At 57.5% G+C, this 19,826-nt stretch carries 15 protein-coding genes; 7 read left to right on the forward strand and 8 right to left on the reverse strand.

Annotated features, from left to right (window positions below; translation table 11 throughout):
- Window positions 1–8: 8 nt before the first annotated feature.
- Complete coding sequence (locus tag J3U88_RS15585; RefSeq protein WP_207859845.1) at window positions 9–971, reverse strand: DUF6607 family protein; 963 nt, start codon at window positions 969–971, stop codon at window positions 9–11.
- A 162-nt stretch (window positions 972–1,133) separates the two neighbouring features.
- On the opposite strand from J3U88_RS15585, the gene J3U88_RS15590 reads away from it, so the two are divergent.
- Window positions 1,134–1,883 carry a class I SAM-dependent methyltransferase gene (locus tag J3U88_RS15590; protein WP_207859846.1) on the forward strand — a complete coding sequence of 250 codons (750 nt, stop codon included), beginning with the start codon at window positions 1,134–1,136 and terminating at the stop codon, window positions 1,881–1,883.
- A gap of 88 nt (window positions 1,884–1,971) precedes the next feature.
- Here J3U88_RS15590 and J3U88_RS15595 read toward each other — a convergent pair whose 3' ends face one another.
- The 4 genes from J3U88_RS15595 to J3U88_RS15610 all read right to left on the reverse strand — a co-directional run bounded on the left by J3U88_RS15595 (window position 1,972) and on the right by J3U88_RS15610 (window position 8,177).
- Window positions 1,972–2,856 (reverse strand): hypothetical protein, encoded by an 885-nt coding sequence (locus tag J3U88_RS15595; protein WP_207859847.1) that lies wholly within the window; start codon window positions 2,854–2,856, stop codon window positions 1,972–1,974.
- A gap of 284 nt (window positions 2,857–3,140) precedes the next feature.
- On the reverse strand, window positions 3,141–6,167 hold the full coding sequence (locus J3U88_RS15600; RefSeq protein WP_207859848.1) for a penicillin acylase family protein: 3,027 nt from the start codon (window positions 6,165–6,167) through the stop codon (window positions 3,141–3,143).
- A gap of 104 nt (window positions 6,168–6,271) precedes the next feature.
- The gene (locus J3U88_RS15605) at window positions 6,272–6,964 is read right to left on the reverse strand and encodes a phosphodiester glycosidase family protein (RefSeq protein ID WP_207859849.1); all 693 of its coding nucleotides are present in this window, start codon (window positions 6,962–6,964) and stop codon (window positions 6,272–6,274) included.
- Window positions 6,965–7,088: 124 nt separating this feature from the next.
- A complete protein-coding gene (locus tag J3U88_RS15610) occupies window positions 7,089–8,177 on the reverse strand; it encodes a DUF6174 domain-containing protein (RefSeq protein ID WP_207859850.1) in 1,089 nt (362 codons plus the stop codon).
- Between the two features lie 442 nt (window positions 8,178–8,619).
- Between J3U88_RS15610 and J3U88_RS15615 the strand changes: the two genes are divergently transcribed.
- Window positions 8,620–8,823 carry a hypothetical protein gene (locus J3U88_RS15615; RefSeq protein WP_207859851.1) on the forward strand — a complete coding sequence of 68 codons (204 nt, stop codon included), beginning with the start codon at window positions 8,620–8,622 and terminating at the stop codon, window positions 8,821–8,823.
- Between the two features lie 672 nt (window positions 8,824–9,495).
- Window positions 9,496–11,310, forward strand: coding sequence for an ABC-F family ATP-binding cassette domain-containing protein (locus J3U88_RS15620; protein WP_207859852.1), 1,815 nt, complete (start codon window positions 9,496–9,498; stop codon window positions 11,308–11,310).
- 34 nt (window positions 11,311–11,344) lie between these two features.
- On the opposite strand, the gene J3U88_RS15625 is transcribed toward J3U88_RS15620, so the two are convergent.
- Window positions 11,345–12,619 (reverse strand): DNA/RNA non-specific endonuclease, encoded by a 1,275-nt coding sequence (locus tag J3U88_RS15625; protein WP_207859853.1) that lies wholly within the window; start codon window positions 12,617–12,619, stop codon window positions 11,345–11,347.
- Window positions 12,620–12,827: 208 nt separating this feature from the next.
- A complete protein-coding gene (locus J3U88_RS15630) occupies window positions 12,828–13,580 on the reverse strand; it encodes an ABC transporter ATP-binding protein (protein ID WP_207859854.1) in 753 nt (250 codons plus the stop codon).
- Window positions 13,581–13,744: 164 nt separating this feature from the next.
- Between J3U88_RS15630 and J3U88_RS15635 the strand changes: the two genes are divergently transcribed.
- From J3U88_RS15635 to J3U88_RS15645, 3 genes are read left to right on the forward strand one after another with little or no spacing between them, the layout of a single operon-like run.
- Window positions 13,745–14,704, forward strand: a complete 960-nt coding sequence (locus J3U88_RS15635; protein WP_207859855.1) for a radical SAM protein — start codon at window positions 13,745–13,747, stop codon at window positions 14,702–14,704.
- A gap of 2 nt (window positions 14,705–14,706) precedes the next feature.
- A complete protein-coding gene (locus J3U88_RS15640) occupies window positions 14,707–15,363 on the forward strand; it encodes a hypothetical protein (RefSeq protein ID WP_207859856.1) in 657 nt (218 codons plus the stop codon).
- Entirely contained in the window at window positions 15,360–15,980 is a 621-nt protein-coding gene (locus J3U88_RS15645) for a hypothetical protein (protein WP_207859857.1), read from the forward strand. The genes J3U88_RS15640 and J3U88_RS15645 overlap by 4 nt, the downstream gene beginning before the upstream one ends.
- 158 nt (window positions 15,981–16,138) lie before the next feature.
- Here J3U88_RS15645 and J3U88_RS15650 read toward each other — a convergent pair whose 3' ends face one another.
- The gene (locus J3U88_RS15650; protein ID WP_207859858.1) at window positions 16,139–18,577 is read right to left on the reverse strand and encodes an outer membrane protein assembly factor BamB family protein; all 2,439 of its coding nucleotides are present in this window, start codon (window positions 18,575–18,577) and stop codon (window positions 16,139–16,141) included.
- A gap of 565 nt (window positions 18,578–19,142) precedes the next feature.
- On the opposite strand from J3U88_RS15650, the gene J3U88_RS15655 reads away from it, so the two are divergent.
- Entirely contained in the window at window positions 19,143–19,589 is a 447-nt protein-coding gene (locus J3U88_RS15655) for a hypothetical protein (protein ID WP_207859859.1), read from the forward strand.
- Window positions 19,590–19,826: the final 237 nt, after the last annotated feature.

Below are 19,826 nucleotides of genomic sequence, written 5' to 3' on the forward strand. Positions count from 1 at the left end.
GTCGGCTCCTAGTAGCTATCGGCGGTGGCGGTGGTTTCGGGTTCTAGGTTGAGGAATTGGTTTATCACCGCGCGAATTTGTTCGCGTGCCTTGGCCGAGTCGTAGCCGCGTTTGCCCGCCAGTTTTTTGTCGAGTTTGAAGAGGTGGCGGTACAGGGGTTTGTCGTCGACCTGTTTGGCTAAGGTGATGGTGGGATGGGTTTGGTAAACCTCGTCCCAAACCGCGCGGGCGTCGGCCCAGAAGTTTTGGTGCTCGTCCCACCAGGCTTGTGCCTCGGCGCAACGGGTGGGCAAGGTACGCTCGTAGGTATTGAGGCCGAACTCACGGGCAATCACCGAGTTCTCTTCCGGGGTTTCGCCGATTTTGAGCTTGTAGTTGTCTTGTTCGTGGACCCAGCCGGTTTGCGTCAGAGTTTGGCGGTTGCGGGCCACCATGATGTGGTAATCGGAACGTTTGGTGTACTCGCGGCGGGGCAGGGGGCGGTTGGTGGGTTCGGATTCCCATTGGGACAAATCGCCGATATGCAGCCATTTACCAAAACCTTCGTAGCGGGGGCTGTCGTCAACTTGGAACACCCGTTGGGTCCAAGTCCCGCGCGCCTCCGCCTTGGTCAGCGTGCGTTGTTGCCAGGTTTGGTTGCCTTGGTATTCCAACAGCTCGCGGTTTTCGTAGAGCCAATCTTGGCGCCAGTGTTTGATGATGCCGTGGTCGGTTTGCAACACGTGCTGGAGCACGATTTTGTCGGCGGAATCTTCAAGCACAATGACCTTTTCCAAAGCGCCGCTGTCGTAGGCCGGTTTGAGGTCGTAACCAATCGGAAAACCAACGGTTTCCTTGAAATGGAAGTCGACGACATAGGTGCCGGCCTGGGCGAGAATGGCCTGGCGGTCGCGTTCTTTGGGGGGAATGGCGGCCGGTTCGGCGGCGAAGATGGGGGAAAGGAGAAGGGCGAGCAGCAAACTGCGCATCATGATGGGCTCCTGGACGATAAATATGAATTGAGAAGCAGTCTCAATGTGTATTTGTGGATTAAAATCCTTTCGCATTCCCTCTGTCAAGGGTCTTTGTCCAACTTTTTTCATTGCTGCGGTGCTAAAATCCAAGCAAACAACCACAAAGACAAGGGGATCGGCATGGACGACTTTCAGTTACTGATTGATCTACACCTGCCCGCCAAACGGCAGGGACCGGGTTCGCCCACCGAAACAAAGCGCGCACTCGAATTGGCCGGGCTGCGCGACGCGGGTCCGCTCAAAGTCGCCGATATCGGCTGCGGCACCGGCGCCACCTCGATTGCGCTGGCAAACGAGCTAGACGTGCACATTACCGCGGTGGATTTGTTGCCCACCTTTCTGGAAACGCTGAACCAGCGGGCCGAGGAGGCCGGCGTGGCCGGGCGCATCACCACGCTGGAAGCCTCAATGGACGCCTTACCCTTCGAAGAGGAACATTTTGATGTGATTTGGTCCGAGGGCGCCGTCTACAACATGGGTTTTTCGGCCGGCGTTTCCGAATTACGCCGTTTCCTCAAGCCGGACGGTATGTTGCTGGTCTCCGAAATCACCTGGCTAACCGACGTCCGTCCGCAAGCACTTTATGAGTACTGGACACAGGCCTATCCCGAAATCGACACGGCCTCGGCCAAGTTAGCGGTGTTGGAGGATCGCGGTTTTTCTCCCGTTGCCTACTTCGTGTTACCCAAGCATTGCTGGCTGGAACACTATTACGAACCCATGGAGCAACGCTTCGAAACCTTCCTCGAAAAATACGAGAACAGCGACGTGGCCAAAGCTCTCGTCGCCTCGGAAAAACAAGAAATCGCCCTGTATCGCAAATACTGCGATTACTACAGCTATGGCTTCTACATCGCCCGCAAGATTTAGGGGGCTAAGAAAAGGCCCGCATGGCGTGTTTGTGTTGGTGACAAATCAACGAGGCGCCCTCTCAAAACGCCACGCGGGCTAACCCGTTTTAGGCATTTCCGGTTAATAACTCATACCCAATGCGCCATTCCAGATAAGCCAAGAAACGGAAATGATTGAGAGCCGGTTTTAGCGCCTCGTCTTTGCCCCATTCGAGTCGACCTGCCGCGGGTCTTGCGTCACGATCAAGACATGCAAACCTGAATTGGTGGTCCGCGCCGAAGAGGGTGAAAATTCCTAGAGCAGTTAACGCGTTTAAATCGGGTGCTTTGGCCGCGGCTTCGTATACCCAGTCATTCAAGGTTACCGAGCTGTTCTCATAGGTTCCTGGTCTGTTTTCCGCTAGAATCTCTCGTTTTACGATTCGTCTCAGTTTGGACAAAAACACCGGCCACTGGAAAACCGCCTCTTTTTCGGCGACCGCGGCGCCCTGTTGAACATAATACTTAGCACGCTCGATATTGAGGGTTCTCATGGTTCGGTTGCGCCACTCTGATGCGGCATGAAGTACATTGAGCAGCATGAATAATTGTCGGTGGCTGGTGTCATTGTCAAAACCACTGGGAGCCAGAGAGGAGAATTGAAACTGAAACCAGGGTGTTGTGGATGAATCGGTAATCCAATCGCACGAATGGGCGTGGGGAAGGTAAAGGCGCGAAAGAATTTCCCATACCAAGGGTGTATCGAAGTCCCACATGTTCAATGCTTCGCGAACCGCTGCCTCTAAGTCATTGCGGACCGGCCCCGAGGAAATGGTGTTTCGGATGCCTTGTGCAGAATCTTTTTTATTGAGCCAGTCATCGCCATTGATGTGTTCAATGGTCGTACCATCAATTTGGAATTGAATGGTTTGGTGGGCCAGTTTGGAGCCTTGGGTTTTTCCCGCTGTTGCGCGGGAAAGGGTGTCGATGTTCTGAATTGCTATGGTTGGCAAGAAATACCTCCAAAATCGTATTTGAACCTTGGGTGGTTCCAGAAAGTGTTTGGAGAATTGCACAAGTAATGCCAACACGACTCGGGTGAGGTGCGCCTCTAAGCTGTTTAAATATAGCTGCTTGTAGTTGCCTGGTGCGTTGGGAGGCGGCGGAGAACGAGGAATTGTAACCCACGGGGTTACACCTGAATCTCGCCCGGTTAGCAGTCCTGAGGTTGGTCTAACAGGTTGTAAGGAAGGGACGGGGTGATCGCGGCGGCGTTGCCAACCGCGAGTCTTTGGTCTTATTCGTTCTCAGTGAACAGTGGAAAGGGACGGTGGGAGAAGTCGTCGTAGAACGGGGTCATGGTGAGCACGTGGGTGTCCAGTTCGAAGGTGAACCCCTCGCCGAAGGCGTTGCCCGACTCGCCCAGGGGGAACATGCTTTCGATGCGGACGGGGCCCGTTTCTCCGACTTCCACGCATTGGGCGTAGGTGGATCGGTTGCTGAACGGCATGCTGTGCAGCGGGCGACCGGTGAGCAACGACAGCATCGGGTGTTCGAAGTTAATCGTGCCGCGCAGGCCGGTGCCCCAGGGCTGTTCGCCCAGGGCCGCGAGGGCGTCGTCCAGCGCCGCCACGATCACCGCCGCGCGGGTTTGCGGTGCGCTTGCGTCGGCGTTGGTGAACCAGTCGTATTGGTTGGTTAGGGTTGTGCCGCTGTCGAGCCCGCGGATGAAGGTATTGATGTGGTCGCCCGAGCCGATGCCCGCGATTTCTTCAAAAGTTCGGGTTAACACGCTTCGCACCCAGGCGTCCATCAGCATCCAGGCGTCGGCGCGGTCGGCGCCGGCGACGTGGTTGCTCGGGCCGCCGTCGACGAAGTAACCGTCCCAGTTGTCGAGCAGGGCGACGGCCGCGTTGCGTGCCTCGCTGGGGTTTGCGGCGACCGCCGCCGTGAAGCCGTCGCGCAGGAGTGGCCAGGGGTTGCCGCCGCCGGAACCGTTGCCGAGCGGGGTCGATGCCGTGAAGGGGATCGCGCGCGAGGGGGCGAGGTGGCGTTCCGTGCTTGCGACGGCGAGGGCCATGTCGCGCACGTCTTCAAAGGTGATGTTGCCCGCGTTGACCAGGTCGCGCAGGTGGTTGTCGACCACAAGGGCGCGGTGGAAGGGGCCGTAGTAGCGGTCGTTGTCGACGTTGCTGTTGGCCACATCGGCGCGGGACTTGTTGTTCCAGCCGCCGTAATAACCCTGGGCCGTGTTGCGGTCGTGGACCAGCGGATGCACGGTTTCGAGGTCGTATTCGAGAATGGGGGCGCCGGCCACGGCGCCTTGGGGGAAGCGGTACTCGCCCTCGGGACGCACCGGCGCGCGTCCGCTCATCCAGTAGGCGATGTTGCCGTCGCGGTCCGCGTAGCAAAAGTGCTGGCTGACGCCGATGCGGGTCAGGGCCTCGCCGAAGCTGTCCATCGATTCCGCTTTGGCCAGGTCGTAGAAGGCTTGGATGGTGTCGAACTCGTAACCCCAGTGGGCGTAGCGCCAGGCCGTGGGTGGGTCCGTGTTGATCAGGGGACCGTGGTTGCTTCGGTAGACGTCGAGTTGGGTTTCTTCGCCGAAGGCGCCGCGGATGGTTTCGGTGCGGTGGACCTCGCCCAGTTCCGGCTCGATGTAGAGGTCCATGGTATCGGCGTGGCCGACCTGCATCGACCAGGCGTGGTGGGGGGTGCGGCCGACAATGATGCCGGGAATGCCGGGCACGGTGGCGCCCGAGATATGGATGCCGCCGCCGCGCACGGAACCTTCCACCACAATCGACGGCGTCATGAACCCCATTTGCGGCCCGGAGTAGAGAATGGGGTTGCCGGATTGGGTGTGCTCGGCGGCGACGACCCAGGCGTAGCTGCCCATTTTCATTTTGGCGTTGAGCTCGCGCTGGATTTGTTCGCGCAGGGCAAAACGGGTCTCGAAATCGTAGTGGAGCGCCGCGAAGTTGATGTCGGTGCGCAGTCGACCGGGTTCCTGGGTTGCGGGTTCGCTGCTCGCGGTGCCCGCTGTTTTGGCGCCGGGTCCTGCTGGAATCATGGTGGGCGCGTCGGGATCGTTGAGGGGGCGCAGATCGGCGAACATGGTGGCCGCTTGGTCGGGGAACTGTTGTTCGAGCTGTTGCAGCAGGGCCGCGTTTTGGAGTTGGCCGCTGCCGAAATCCTGGGGATCGAAGGAACGCAGTAGGGTGACCAGGACGGCGAGCACATCGGTTTCCAGCCAAGGTTCGGGTTGAATGCCGACCGCTTTAAATTCGACCGGCAGTAAATCGGGGTCGGCCAATGCTTCGGCGCGGCGGCGGTTCACGCCGTCGACATAACCGCGCACCGCGGCGCGTGCCTCGGGCGCCAACTCGGCGACGCCTTGTTGCAGTTCCTCCATGGAATAGCCGGTGGTGCGGGCGAAACGATCCTGTTCCAGCGTGCCCGCGTTGGAGACCAAGGGGACTTCCGAAAGGGTTCCGAGCGCCAGGCGGCGGAAGGTTTCCAGTTGCCACAGGCGGTCGGTGGCGATGTTGTAGCCCATCATTTCGACCACATCGTAGAGGTTACCGTTTTCAATGTGCCACACGCCTTCGCTGTCGCGGCTGCTTTGGGCCGTGCCGCCGACCCGGGTTGGGTTGGCCCATAGGTAATCGGAACCGGGGAGGTTGCCGCGTAAAGCGGTCATGGCCAGCGGTACGGTGGCATACACCTCGTAGAGGGAACCGGCCGCGGCGTCAAAGGCCGAGCCGTCGGGGGAACCCAGCACGTACAGTGCCTTGGCGCGTGGGGCGAGGGCCGCGGCCACCCGTGCGCTTTGCACGACCGTGCCTTCCGCGTTTATTTGGGCGATCCAGACATCGGCGGCTTCCGTGCCCGTGTTCACGACCGCGACGCCGTCAAAGATCGCGTTCCAATCACCGGCGAAAAACCGATGGCGGGTGGCCTGTTCGTTGGTTTCGGCGACGTGGGCCGGGCTGCCGCCGCCGGCCTCGGCCACGTACGCGACCGTGGCCGAGATGTCCTCACCCGTGATGACCAGATGGGCGGCGGTTTCGCCGACCAAGGTCGCGGCGGCTTGCGAGAATTGGGCGCGGCCTTCCAGGGTGCCTTCAACCGCCGGCAGCGCATTGCCGTCACGGTCGTAGGGGGTGAGGGTCCAGGTGCGCGGTTGCGCCGAGGTGTTTTCTAAATATAGGGTACTGGCGAAGCCGCCGTCCGCGGCGGTTAGGTGGGGAATCATCCGTTCCTGGGCGACCGCGAAGGCGGAAAGCGCGCAAATAAGGACAAAAAGGCCGGTACGACGCATGGCGAACTCCTGTTGTTTGAGGTGTGTACCCCATCCTAGTTGGAATTTGCCCACTTGCGAAGGATGAAACGGAAAAAATGCGCGACCCGCCGGCCGTGGCGGGCTCATGGCGTCGGTGGGGTTTGCTTCCTCTTATAGAGATAGTTGCGCACCGGGGTTAGGTTGTCGATGCGGATATCGCCGAGACGCAAGGCGGTCGAGGGGCCCCCGTCCAAATTAAGCAGGCGTTCGATGTCGGGGATTTCCTGTTTGACGAGCTGGGCCAAATCGTAAAGGTCGATGGGGGCGGTGACCAGTACCAACAAATCGCCGTTCGTCCGGCGGCCAATCACCGTGCGCGCCGCGATCCTTCCGGTGTGGCGGCGAATGCCGACGTTGCCGCCGGGATCGATGATGTGCGGCCCCGTCTGCAGAATGGTGGGATAGCGGGTTCGATCCGGTAACCGCGTGTGCATGGAGAGTCGGCCGCTTGCGTCGATGGCGAGGAAACCGGAGAGCTTGGGATTGACGCGGGTGTTGAGGTCGCGACCGTCGATGCGGCAATACCCGCTGGGTGAGAAGTCGGCCTCAAAATAGCCGCCGTTCACCATCCACTGGTATTGGTGCGGTGACCAAAAGGCACCGATCCGTTGACCTTTCTCACGATCCGGTGCGTCGTGGAACCCAAAACCGTGATTTTGCGCGGCCGGGATGGGGATGGTCCAAATTTGGGTGGTTTTGCCACCTTGCCGCCATTCGAGCGGCAAGGTGGGGTTACCTAATAATGACAGGGCCGATAGGACGAACCAAACACTCATGGTGAACCTTCCCCGCGCGTGTCTTTGTTTTGTTGCAAAACGTTTTGCGAGAAACGCGGGCGAACATACGTTGGCAAATCATAACCCTGATTTGGCAGCGTTTGAAAAAGGGTTCCGTTTGGGGTTAGCGCAGGCCTTCTAATTCACTGATCGTGTAGTTGGTTTCATCATCGATCAGGCAGCGCTTGGGATTTAAACCGATCAGGGTTGGGTAACCCAGGTCGTCGTCGTACTCCAGCAAGATGTCGGTGTAGCTGCCGTCGAGCGCGGCCGCGGCGCGGTTAAACACATCATCCACGGTCAGCAGATCGCCAAAAGTGCGTGGATCCAGCGCCTCACCGGTGCTCATGTCGGTGGCGCTGACGATTTGGCCGTAACGCACCGCGATGCGGGCCGGCAGGACGGCGGCCTCGGGACAGGAACAGGTGGCATCGAGTACGTAAGTATAGGAATCGGTCAAGCCACTTGCCTGCCAACGGGCGCGGCTTTTTACCATCCGTTCGCGTGCTTCTTGCCAGGGGTCGAGTGTGCGCAAATGGTTGGTGCCCAGGAATTGGGTGCCGCCGTTGTGATCGCCGCGCAGGGCGGTCGCATACAGCAAATCACTGCTTTCAATGGTGATCACACTGCCGGGATGGTTGTCCAAATAGGTGGAAAGCACCAACACCAGCTTTTTGCTTGTTTCCTCAAGCGCCAGGGGTTCACTTAGGATCGGGGTGCCGTCGCGTTGGGTCTGGTGCAGGGTCAGATTGATGGCGCCGCATTCGGGATTGACAAACACCAAACCCTCGAAGAGTTGGGCTGCATCGGCTTGGTTGAAACGCCATATTTTGGCGGGTCGCGATAAAGCGGGTTGGTAGGCCACCGCGTTGGGCGTGGCGGCATTGCTGTAGGTGATGCCCATTTCGAGGGGGGCGTCGGGTGTGAGCACCGCGTAGGCGGCGGTGCCGTTTTCGTGGAGCGACGCGCTGTCGAGGAGCAATACCTGGTTGGCGGGCACCATTTGGGTGGTCGTGCCCAGATCGGCGCCGAGCGCGTCATAGACGGTCATTTCCAGCAGGCGGGATTCCGAGGCGCGGTTCTCCAGCAAGATGTCCGCGCGGAAGGCGCCGCTCGGGTGCGGGATGTGGGTGATCATGATGGGATCGTCGACGGCGAGTGTGGGAAAAGAACCCAGAAGCAGCAATAGGATCCATAAACGGCGTACAACCATGAAGGACCTCCTTTATATGTCATGAAATGAATAAAACCTGAGAAATGAACACCTTCGCGGTTTGGTTCTCAGGCGAATACCAACGCCGAGGGCCGCTAAGCCGGGTGGTGGAACCTTTACAATTCCAAAAATGAGGCGTTGATGAAGGACATGTGAAATGTTCGTGTGTAGGCGGGAGGACAAAAGAATTCTCAGAGCAAAAACGTTGCCGGCCAAGTGAAAGCGGACGGGACTGATGGGGGGTGCAGGGCCTTTGGAAACAAAAATGTAAGATTTCGTCAAGGGTTAAATTGTAACGCTTGTGTAAATGAATGCTTTTTTGTAGACCTTTTTTCGAAGCCAAACGTTATTTATCATAACCGGTCGCGTTCACGGCGCACCCGGAAGCCGCGGTTCCTTTTCCGATGAATTACGATGAATGGCGCAAGCAATAGGAGGCACCATGATCGACTCAGAAAAAAACGTTCGCAAGTTCTCCTCATTTATGTGGTCCCGCAAAGCATTTTTGCCCAAATTTAACTCGCCGATGGCTGTATATGATTGGTTCTTATCAGCATGGGGCAAACCCCTCAAGGATCACGAACGCCAATCAGCCTATCTCGCCGCCTGGCAATTCTCCTTGGCGACCGGGGTCGTGAAGCTCTAACTTTTTGTTCCTCCCCCGCCCACACGGCCCCCGCGCTGAAAACCGTCGGCACGCTAAAAGTGTTGTTGCATTTTCGCAAAGAAGCAATTTAACCGAATGAACTGATTACCCTAGACTCTTGTTTCTCCATCCTACTCCCACCTCTCCAACGGGAATTTTCCCGCTTCCACGGAATGGCAATGGCCGTGGAAGCGGGTTTTTTTTGTTTGGGACGGCCGGGCTTGGCTTTTTCTTTTAACCTGGACTGGGTTCGGCCTGGCGGCCGCGGCAACGTCCACGTGAAACGGGGGCATTTTGTCCCCCAAAAACCTGCTGGACTTCGAAAGGCTTTTGGGGGACAAAATGCGGTAAGCACAAAAGATAGAACCTACTTGGGCCCGTTGACCCTAGCGTTGGTCGCAATGGGTTTCTGCCGACGCATAAGCGGGTTCCTCGAAGTAACGGCACCATTCGTGTCGGGAACGGGTGAAAAAGGAACGAAATAACCATCCGCATCCTGAGAAAAAACGAATCCCAAGCCAAGCAGCGCATCCAGAAGGAACGAATCCCAAGCCAAGCAGCGCATCCAGCGAAAAGCCCGACCAAGCAACATTGCGGCGCTTGTTCCCCCCCGCGGACGTCCTTGGTGTAAACTGTGGCCCGAAACCTCATGGGTTCCTGGAAGGAGTTGGGATGTCGGTACTGGTCAGTTGTCGTGATTTGGCGAAGTCGTTCGGGGTGGAGACGCTTTTTGAGCATTTGAACCTCAATGTGATTGAGGGGGATCGGCTTGGTTTGATCGGGCCGAACGGCGTGGGTAAATCCACCTTGCTCAAGATCTTAGCCGGCCAGGAAACACCCGACAGCGGCGAGGTGGTGTTTCGCCGCCATTTGCGTTTGGCCAAGATTGATCAGGTCTCGCGGTTCCCCGAAACCGCCTCGGTGCTCGAGATAGCTGTCGCCGCGGGGAGAGACGCGGGTTTGGATGAGAACGAGGCGTTGATCCAAGCCCAAATTCACCTGAGCATGGCCGAGTTTGAGAATTTCGACGTAAAAGTCGCCACCCTTTCCGGCGGCTGGAAGAAACGTTTGGCGATTGCCGCCGCTCGGGTTGCCGATCCCCAGGTTTTGCTGTTGGACGAACCCACCAACCACCTCGATATTGAAGGTATCTTGTGGCTTGAAGCCTTTTTGCGTCAGGCCGATTTCACCTGGGTGCTCATCTCCCACGATCGCTTCTTTTTGGAACGGACCGTCAAACGCGTGGCCGAGATCTCGCCGATTTATGAAGACGGCGTCTTGAGTCATGAAGGCGGCTACGGCGATTTTTTGAACCAAAAAGCGGCGGTCTTAGAAGCGCGTACCAAATTGGAAGAATCGCTGAGCAACAAGTTGCGTCGCGAAACCGAATGGTTGAGTCGTCAGCCCAAGGCGCGCACCACCAAAGCCAAGTACCGTGTTGATGCGGCCCACCAACTGATGGAGAACTACCAAGAAGTGAAGGCGCGCGGGCGTTTTAGTGACCGCGTGCAAATGGATTTCTCCGCCTCCGACCGCAAAACCAAAAAGCTGATTGAAGCCAAAGAGGTTCGCTTCCTGCGCGGGGACAAGGTGATTTTGGACAAGTTCGATTGGGTGTTGTCGCCAGGCGCGCGGCTGGGGATTTTGGGTGGAAACGGGACTGGGAAAACCTCGATTTTGAAGATGTTGCTGGCGGAAATCCAGCCGCAACAAGGCGCCTTGCGGCATGCCGCCCAGCTAGAAGTCGCCTATTTTGACCAGAACCGCGAACGCCTCAACCCCGAGGAATCACTTAAGAACGCCATCTCACCTACCGGTGACTCGGTCATGTTTGGTGATCGTTCGGTTCATGTTGTCACTTGGGCGCGGCGGTTCCGGTTCAAAAACGAGCAATTGGAAACGCCCGTGCGTTTGTTGTCGGGTGGCGAACAGGCACGTTTGTTGTTGTCGCGTTTGATGCTCATCAAAGCAGATGTGTTGTTGCTGGACGAACCCACCAACGACCTCGACATCCCGGCCTTGGAAGAATTGGAAGCCGCGTTAGGCGCTTTTCCCGGCGCGGTGGTGCTGGTGAGTCACGACCGCTACTTGCTGTCGCGGGTTTGTGATCAGTATATCGGTTTAAATGGTGGCGGTACCTGGGCGCGCTACGGTGACTACGAACAGTGGGAACGCGAGCTGAGCAAACAGCTTCGCCCGGAGAAACCCAAAAAAGAAGCGACCCCGGTGAAAGCGGCGGCGCCCAAGCCGGCCAAGCGCAAGAAGTTAAGTTACAAGGATCAAAGGGAATACGACGGGATGGAAGAACGCATTCTCGAGGAAGAAGCCGAACTCGAAAGCCTTCAGACCGAAATGGCCGATCCCGCCAACGCCGCCAACAGCGCCTTGCTGGCCGAGCTTTACGAAAAAGTCGCCGTGCAGCAGAAGAAGGTCGAAACCATGTACGAGCGTTGGTCGGAATTGGAAGCGATGGTGGCGCCGGAATAACCCGCCCCAAAACTGAGGCGGGTTTTTCGCGGCCTTAGTTTAAGGTATCGCGTGGTGTGAGGAATAGGACGGGTTTTCCGGGTTTGACCATATGAGGCAGGTAATCGACGCGGTCCACGCGGGCGCCATCACGGTCTTTCAAAATGATCAGGTCCTTTTTGTTGGAGAGTTTTATTTCGCCCAATTGGCGGATGACCCGGGATTCCCCGGGTTTGAGGGTAGACCCATCGGCCAAGCGTGTTTGGTCGAGCTTGATGGTTTTTTGGCTGTTGTCGGTTAAGGTCCAGCCGGTGAGATCCACCGTTTCACTGCCCATGTTGAGTAGGGCGATCCATTCTTTGGCTTCATCGCGACCCTCCGGGTTCACCATGGCCATGGAGATGAAGACATCCACGATGTCGTCTTTGACCGTTTGGCGGGTCTGACCCTGGTTCACAATGTCGCCGCTGCCGGATACCTCGTTGGCCTCGGGGGTATCACCCACGTTGGTATCTGTGCGGGTTGACTCATCCGGTTCAGAAAAATACAAGGGGTTGGCTTCATACAAGATGTCGATGAACTGCAAGCCGGTCAGGATCTCGATTTCGGTGGTCGTTACCTGGTAGGACTGGTTGGTGTAGCGGCGGCGCCCCCTTCTGTCGAAAAGCGTCTCCTCGTCCTGGTGCATGACAAAGGCACGGACTTCAAGGTTCCCTTCCGTTTTGTTCTTGAAGGCGATCAGTTTCCAGAACCCGGCCGGGATCAGCGCCGTGGTACGACCGCTGGGACGAATGGTGCGGTCGTGGCGGCCGTAGAAGGGGCCGGAAAAAACCGTGATGCGGCCGTCGGCGTCCAGCTCAAGTTTGCCGACCCACTCTTCCAGCGACAGCCACTCGTCTTGGTTGAGGTTTTTGTGTTGGAGGCAACAATTAGAAAAATAAAAGGTTTCGTCTGAGGCTCGCTGTGCCTCTTGCAGGGTTGCGCCGTGGGAGGTGTTGTTGCGCATGGCCATGTGACCGCGGTCCCAGGGGTTGTCGTGGTAGTAGTCGTTGTTGAGTTGGTTCTCGCTGCCAATCCGCCGGTCGATCTTCCAACGGTTGGTACGGTCGGTGCTGCGCGCGTGGTTTTGGTTGATATTAAGAGCCGAGAAGACCAGTGAGCGTTTGTTTTCGTGCTGGTTCATGACCACGGAATAGTGGATGTAATCGGCGATCATGTCGTCGCGCAAATCGCCTTGGTTTCGTAGGATTTCCAGATCAAGTTCTGTTGAAAAAGTAGGGAGTGGGATTGGGTACCCATCTAGAAAATTTACGTCGTAGCCAGGCATCATAAACACCTCATTGTGGTGGGCTTGCGGGTTGTTTTGAGGGCCGGGTGGAAGTTGGTGACGATAACATGGGTTATGGTGATGGGACCGGCTTGTTATGTGTTGGCGTTGTTGGAAAAGTTAGTTATATAAGTGCAGAATGATTATAGTGATTGATGCAAGCAAGTGTTGTTAGGGGATATGAGGAGGTGATTAACGAGAAATTCTTGTGTTAGTCCATTTCCAGGTTTTCCCAGAACGCTTTTTCGGCTGAGACGCCGCTGCGTGGGTCCATCATGAACGCGCGTCGGTCGGGGTAGGCGGTCAGGCGGCCGTCTTCGATGACCGCGAACCGATCACCCATTAACAGGGCTTCCTTCAAATCGTGGGTGACAAACAGCGCCGTGATTTGAAAACGGCGGGCGACGCGTTTGTAGAGCAGTTGCATGCGCGTGCGAATTTCGCCGTCGAGGCTGCTGAAGGGCTCATCCAACAACAGCAGCCTTGGATGCACGATCAGTGCGCGCCCGAAGGCGACGCGCTGACGTTGTCCGCCGGAAAGTTCATTGGGCATTTTGTGGCGGTGCCCGTTTAAGCCTAGCTCCTCAATCATGGCGGTGACCCGTTCCTCGATTTCGGCGGCGGGACGTCTTTGGAGGCGTAAGCCGAAGGCGATGTTTTCGTACAAATTGAGGTGAGGTAGCAACAAAGGTTCTTGGTAGAGGTAGACAAAGCCGCGTTTTTGCGGCGGCTCCGCGGCGATGTCGCGTGCGCCCTCGCGGATGTGACCGCTATCGCGTGATTCCAAACCCGCGATGATCTTGAGCAGGGTCGTTTTGCCACTGCCGGAGCGGCCCAGCACCGCGGTGGTTTCTTTGTCGTAAATCGTCAAGGAGATGTCGTTCAGGATGCGTTCCTCGCCGAAACCCTTGTTCAGGTGTTCAAGGGTTAACGGTGATGGCGCGGGTTCTCCGCGGGTGGTCATGGAAGGGCCTTTCGGTGGATTATAAGCTGTTCCGACCGGAAGAAAAAGGTCGGTTCGGCTGTTGTAGAATAAGAACACATTTTTTATGTGTTTTGTTTCCTGATCTCAAAGGTGTCTCGCGGTTTTCTCAACGCGAAACCTGTTTTCCCTGCCGAGGAGTGCCCATGACGGACGCGACCCCCACCGACGCGCCCATGATTAAAACCGATTTCGACCATTGCGAATCACTGTATTGGGTGTTTACCCAGCGCTGTAACGACGAATGCGATCATTGCTACAACGAATCCGGCCCACGCGGCGCGGTGATTTCCACCGAGGAGTGCTTGGCGATTGTCGCCAACCTGCCCGCGCGTTGCGACCGCATCATTCTCTCGGGCGGCGAACCTTTTACCGAACGGGAAAAGCTGTACGCGATTTTGGCCGCGCTACAGGAACGTTACGGCGATTCCTGCCAAATTATGTTGCAAACCAACGGCGATCTCCTGACGCCGGAACGGCTGGACCGGGTCTTGGCATTGGGTGTCACCCGCATCGATATTGCTTCGATTGACCGCTATCACAAGCATCAGGGAACGCGGCGCACCCAACTGGTGGAACTGTTTGAATCGCGTGGCATGTCCGGCGACGAACAAGATCCGTTGATCAAAAGAGAGAACTACGTCAAACCCAAGGCGAGTTACGGCTTTTGGGGTGCGACCGAGGATATGTGGCTCGGCGGCAATTGGGCACGCGGGCGTGCGCTGCAAAAGAACATTTGGAAACGCGACGGCGACCATAACTTCTGTTCTATTTTGTCCGGGGGTCGCGGCTTTTTGGGCGGTACGGAGCTGCCGCAGGAGATTAGCATTCAATTGTGGCGTATCAACCCCTGTTGCCCCGGTACCAAACACCCGCTTGGCGATGCGCGTCGCGAAAAGGTGGCGGAAGTCCTGGCACGGGTTGCCGATTCGCCGGTCTACCGCAAGTTAAATCAGGGCGATCCTTACGGCATGGGCGAAAGCCTCGGGTTGGACCGCGCTTTTGGAGCGCGCCGTGCGCGGGCGCTGGAAAACATCTGCCTGTGGTGTGACGAGTTTTTCGACAAACACCACACGCCGGCCGGTGCCGCCGTGATGGAGGTATAGATTTGGTTCAAGTTGTCGCCCCGCCGCTGCGTGTCGCTTACATCGACAACGGAATCGAGGGACTCGCCAAAGCCTTCCAAAACCGGGAAGAACCCTTTTACACCCCGTTGACCGTAACCCGTGATTTCAACCCCGATCTGACCGATACCGATGTGCTGGTGGTCCCCAACGGCAGCGACCACATCGCCATGGCCAAAATCGCCGACCGGGTAGCCGACTTCGTCGCGGCCGGCGGTGCCTTGTTTTGCTTCGACGGCTGGTTCACCGATTGGGTGCCAGGTTACCGTTGGGTGGCCGATCCCGATACGCCGACCGCGGAGGTGCGCTACCGGTTGGGTGAGGATCCCGCCGGGCTGTTCGACCAAATCAACCTCGACGACTTTATTTTTATGGAAGGGATCAGCGGCTGGTGGGCCTGTGGTTCAATCCAAGCCACCCACAACCAACCGATGCCCACCTTACTCCACGATTCCTGGCGGCGCGCGGTGGCGGTGTGGGATACGCAAACCACGCCGGGCCTGTTGTTCCTCACCGCAAGTGGACCGCTGGGCGAATACGGTCTTGACCAAGGCCCCGGCAGTTTGGCGCGCCTTTACCACAACGCGCTCGACGCCGTGCGCCGGCGTTTGGCGGCAGCCGCCTGCAGGAGTGAAGCATGAAGAAACCCATCGGTTTGGTTTTTAACGGTGTCTGGAGTCAGCATTTATTTGCCGAGGCAAGCGAATTCAAAAAAGCTTACGAACTGGTGTACATCCACGATCTTGCAGACATCGATCTCAGCGGCTACCAAGCGGTGGTGGTTCCATTCCAATCCAACGGCGCGGCAATGCACGCCCACCGTGAACAGTTCCTAACCTACCTGGCTAAAGGCGGTTTCTTGGCGCTGTTCGGCGACCACGCCGACGGCTTTTTGCCCGACACCCAATGGGAAGAACGCCACGTCGACAACACTTGGTGGAAAAACCGTCCAGACCAACCACCGATTACCTGGACGGACGAAAGCCACCCGCTTTACGGCGAGCTGGCGCCGCGTCATCGCGGCTGGCATCACCACGGCGTTTATACCCAAATCCCGCCGGGTGCGCGGGTCGTCCAAAAAAGCCGCGCGGATGAAATCGTAACCTGGCAAACCGATCAATTCGGCGGCCTGGTGTTCGCCAGCACCAAAGACCCGATCGTGGAGCACGGCATCCGCCAAATCCGCCACCTGCACCACTACGTCCAAGCCTTCACCAATTGGGCCTGGGCCGGCGGCGAAATGCCGGCGCACGTCTGAGTGCATGGGTGGGATTGGTGATCTGTTTACTCTGATTGGGGCAAAATCACGGTGCGATCCATTAATTGTTGTGTTGGTTTTTCTATTTTAGCCGCAGGTAATAAAAAAGGCCGCGAAAAAATACGCGGCCTTTTGTTTAGGTGGGTTTTGAGCGGGGCTTACATTTGTGAGCCTTGCAGCGGGAACAAGGTGTGCATCATTTTTTCCGTTCGGTTGCGCCAACTTGTCCAGTCGGTACCCTCGGGGAATTCCTCGCCCGATACGGTGAAACCCTGCTTCTCCAACATGCCGGTGAAGCGGAGGTTGTAGTCTTTGAGGTCCCACGCTTCCTGCGGGTTGCGGAACTCGTAGCGGCCCCAGTCCATGTACACCTTAAAACGTTCTTTTTGTTCATCGGTGATGTTGGCGAGGGGGCCTTGGACCATGTCAAAGGTGTAATCCATGATCATGGCGGAGTTGGTGCCGATTTTTGCGAATTTGTCGGGATGAGAGAAGGTCACCAGAATCGCGGAGAACCCGGAGGGACCGAAGCCGATGTTGGCGCGATGTTCGGCCTTGTCCGATAAGCTGTACTTTTCCGCGAGCATGGGCAGCAATTCTTCGGTGACCATGTCTGCATACGCACGTGACCGCGGTGCCTGGGTCACAAAGGCGACCACGGTCGGGGTGACCTTGTCGCCAATCAGGTTGTCGAGTGCTTTGGTCCATTCGCCGCGTTCCAGCGCGCCTTTGCCGCCGTGGATCAGTGCCAATGGGTATTTGGTATCGCCTTCGCCGTAGCCGTGCGGGGTGTAGACCTGAACGGTGACCTTGCCCTCGGTTTTGGCGCTGTCGAAGCTGTGTTCGTGCAGCGCGCCTTTTTTACCGCTGGTTTTTGCGAGGTAGGCGGGGGCCTGCCAATCAGGGCCGGCAACCCAGCTCATGGGCGTGGTGTTGGGCCCAAAACTCATTTCCATGTCTTTGCCCAACATGGTGGTGACGGATTGGTTGGGGTTCTTGGGATCGGCGATCATGTCCTTGTAATCGAGGATAAACAGATAAGCGATCATGGCGTCGGCTTCCAATTCGGCCGAGTAATAAAACAGGTTGGTTTCGGCGAGGCGGTACATGCCGCGTTCCTGACGGGCGCCGAAGAGGTCTCCGCCGATGGCAACGTCTTTGGCGTCACCTTGGTACACGAAATGGACCCAGCCGTCTTCGACGATGGGGGTCTGCTTCTGTTTGGCCATGAAGGCGTCGACCAGCTTTTGTGCCTTGGCCGACTTCTTGGCTGCTTTGACCTTGGCGAGGAACTGGGTGAACGCGGAACCCTTGGGTGCGCTGCTGTCCTCGCCCGCGGCAACCGCGGGGGCGTCGCTGACCGTTACCCGGCTGAGCCCGTCGAGAGCGCGCACGAACACGGCGCCGTCGGCGAAGGCCGGGTGGCTCCACGCCAAATCCTCGGAGATGGTGACCGAGGCTTTTTCGGCATAACCCTTGGGCGTGGCTTCTACGATGTGGACACTGCCTTTTTTGCTGACGATCACGAGATGGCCGTCGACCAAAATCAAAAAGCCGTCGCCGGGAGGGCGCGAGCGCCAAACCATTTTGCCGTCGGCGGCGTTGACGCAGGTCAAGAAGCGGCTGCTGTAGGCGTAGAGGTGGCCCTCGTGGTAGACGGGGACGTTGTAAGAGTTGCGAATGGTGCGCTCTTGCCAGACTTTGTTGAAGGTGGCTTTGCCGGCTTCATCACGACCGATTTCCACCATTTGCGAACTGTCGTCTTGGTGCGCGAGGAACAGTTTACCGGGTCCGGCGGGAACGGGAACCAAGCTGGTGGCGCCGCGACCACCGGTTCCTTCGTGGGCGAACTCCCAGAGCAATTCGCCTTTTTTGGCGTTGATCCCGAAGAGTTTTGTTTGGCCCGCGGCCAGTAAGATGGGCTGATCGGCCCATTTCCAAGGCATCACGCCTTGGAAGTTGATTTGGTCGGTGCCGAGTTTCCAGAGGTTCTCGCCGGTCTTGGGGTCAAAACCACCGACGGCTTGGTTTTCGCCGCCCATCAGCGAGACCAACACGCCGTCGATCATCATGGGCGAGGCACCGAATCCGTAGAAGGGGGCGCGAACCTCAAAATCCGCGGCCAAATCTTGGGTCCAAATGTTTTTGCCGGTTTTTAGTGCGTAGGCGAAGAGTTTGCCGCTGGTGCCCAGGGTAAATACGGTGCCGTCGGCAATCAGGGGCGTGGCGATAGGCCCGTCGTGGGAACCGTCGTGCCCTTTGTACATGGGGCCGGTGACTTGGTGCCACATGGGTTTGCCCGAGGCGGCGTCAAAGGCGGCGATTAGGTCGTTGGTGCCATCGCTGTGCATGGTGACGGCGACGCCCTCGGCGACGACAACACCGGAGTAACCGCTGCCAAGCTTCTGGGTCCAAGCAGGTTTGAGGGATAGGTGGCGTTTTCCTTGGAACACGCCGTTTTGTTGGCTGTGTCCGTTAAGGTCGGGACCGCGGAAGGCAGGCCAGGCGTTGTCGGTTTTTGCGAACAAAGGTGCAAATAGGAGGGCAATCGCGACGAAGCAGCTTCGTTTTAAAGCTGATTGTTGATCGGCATACATGGTGTTTCTCCAATAAAACAAAGTACGGGGTTAGGGGGGCGGTTCTCGGTGTTGCGGCGAGCACGTCTCTTTACGGGGCGTGTCGTTCGTTCAAGAATCCGAATGGTGAACATGGAGACCAAAGGTGCGCCGTGGCCGGCGGCGGCGGGCCGCGCGATCCGGCAGAATCAAAAACGCCCATAGGGACGTATGTAAGGTGCTCTCGACCCAATGCGTTATCGAGCGAGCGGCTTGCCGAGAAAACCAGGGGTCGCTCCCGAAAACAACCGATGATGCGATTTCCTTGGTTTTTTAAGAGGTTAACCCTAAGATGAACGCGTCTGTTGAGAACACATGAAGTGACGAGATTGCGCTTATTTCATCCTTATAGAACCGTCGCTGTCAAGGTTCTCCCTTGGTGATCACCCTTTTTTCTCAATTCCTCTAATGGTCTTTTCCGCTGCTTTTCAGCCAACCCGGAACCTCGCAAGGCGCGGTGGGGTGTGGCACCTGCTACGCCGACTTTGCGTCGGAGGTTCACCGATGGATGCGCCCTTGCGGGGCATCTTGATGGATGTGGTGATGTATGTCCAAAACCGTTCCCCCCAATTTTTCTGAGCCGGCTCTTCTCGATCAAACGCCTCACCCGCCGCGGCGCGTGGTGGGTCCCTTGTCCGACGGCGTGGGCGAGGCGCCGCCCCCGCGCCGACAACGCCCTGAATTTCATCCCTTTACCTGGTTGCTTGGTTTGTTTACGGCGGTACTTGGTTATTACGCCGTTAAATTTGACCAAACGCTGAGTACGCTTGAACGGCAAGTCGTTCAGGTCGAACAACAACTGCACGCGGGCCGCGAGTTGCACCAAACCAACTTAGCCCACGTGACCCATCAGACCTTGGAACTTACCCGCAACCTCCAGAAAAACAGCCGACAACAGCGCACGGAATCGCGTGAACTTCAAATCCGCGTGGAAGGCCATGTGAACCGACTCAATGAGCGGGTGTCGCGTTTGGAGGGACAAACCAACCGTTAACATGCTTAACGGAAGCGCGGCTTGCGCCCGCTCTTTTCTCGTGGAAACCGCGAGGAATGACCTGATGAGCCGGCCGCGGGGCGTGGGTTTACCACGACCCGCGGCTTTTCCACCGCGGCTCATTCGAGGCGATTCCGAGCGAGCCGGCTGACTTTTTCCGGTGCGAGGCGGTTTTACTTAACTATTGTGCGCCGCCTGCCGTTGTTTTCTATACCCATGAACCATTTCTTATTGAGC

The organism is Acanthopleuribacter pedis, from assembly GCF_017377855.1.
Classification (GTDB): domain Bacteria; phylum Acidobacteriota; class Holophagae; order Acanthopleuribacterales; family Acanthopleuribacteraceae; genus Acanthopleuribacter; species Acanthopleuribacter pedis.

Excerpts from the sequence above, each read along its gene's own strand:
- J3U88_RS15585 (WP_207859845.1), bottom strand. The coding sequence starts at position 971 with ATGATGCGCAGTTTGCTGCTCGCCCTTCTCCTTTCCCCCATCTTCGCC.
- J3U88_RS15590 (WP_207859846.1), top strand. The coding sequence starts at position 1,134 with ATGGACGACTTTCAGTTACTGATTGATCTACACCTGCCCGCCAAACGG.
- J3U88_RS15600 (WP_207859848.1), bottom strand. The coding sequence starts at position 6,167 with ATGCGTCGTACCGGCCTTTTTGTCCTTATTTGCGCGCTTTCCGCCTTC.
- J3U88_RS15605 (WP_207859849.1), bottom strand. The coding sequence starts at position 6,964 with ATGAGTGTTTGGTTCGTCCTATCGGCCCTGTCATTATTAGGTAACCCC.
- J3U88_RS15610 (WP_207859850.1), bottom strand. The coding sequence starts at position 8,177 with ATGGTTGTACGCCGTTTATGGATCCTATTGCTGCTTCTGGGTTCTTTT.
- J3U88_RS15615 (WP_207859851.1), top strand. The coding sequence starts at position 8,620 with ATGATCGACTCAGAAAAAAACGTTCGCAAGTTCTCCTCATTTATGTGG.
- J3U88_RS15620 (WP_207859852.1), top strand. The coding sequence starts at position 9,496 with ATGTCGGTACTGGTCAGTTGTCGTGATTTGGCGAAGTCGTTCGGGGTG.
- J3U88_RS15625 (WP_207859853.1), bottom strand. The coding sequence starts at position 12,619 with ATGATGCCTGGCTACGACGTAAATTTTCTAGATGGGTACCCAATCCCA.
- J3U88_RS15630 (WP_207859854.1), bottom strand. The coding sequence starts at position 13,580 with ATGACCACCCGCGGAGAACCCGCGCCATCACCGTTAACCCTTGAACAC.
- J3U88_RS15635 (WP_207859855.1), top strand. The coding sequence starts at position 13,745 with ATGACGGACGCGACCCCCACCGACGCGCCCATGATTAAAACCGATTTC.
- J3U88_RS15645 (WP_207859857.1), top strand. The coding sequence starts at position 15,360 with ATGAAGAAACCCATCGGTTTGGTTTTTAACGGTGTCTGGAGTCAGCAT.
- J3U88_RS15650 (WP_207859858.1), bottom strand. The coding sequence starts at position 18,577 with ATGTATGCCGATCAACAATCAGCTTTAAAACGAAGCTGCTTCGTCGCG.
- J3U88_RS15655 (WP_207859859.1), top strand. The coding sequence starts at position 19,143 with ATGTCCAAAACCGTTCCCCCCAATTTTTCTGAGCCGGCTCTTCTCGAT.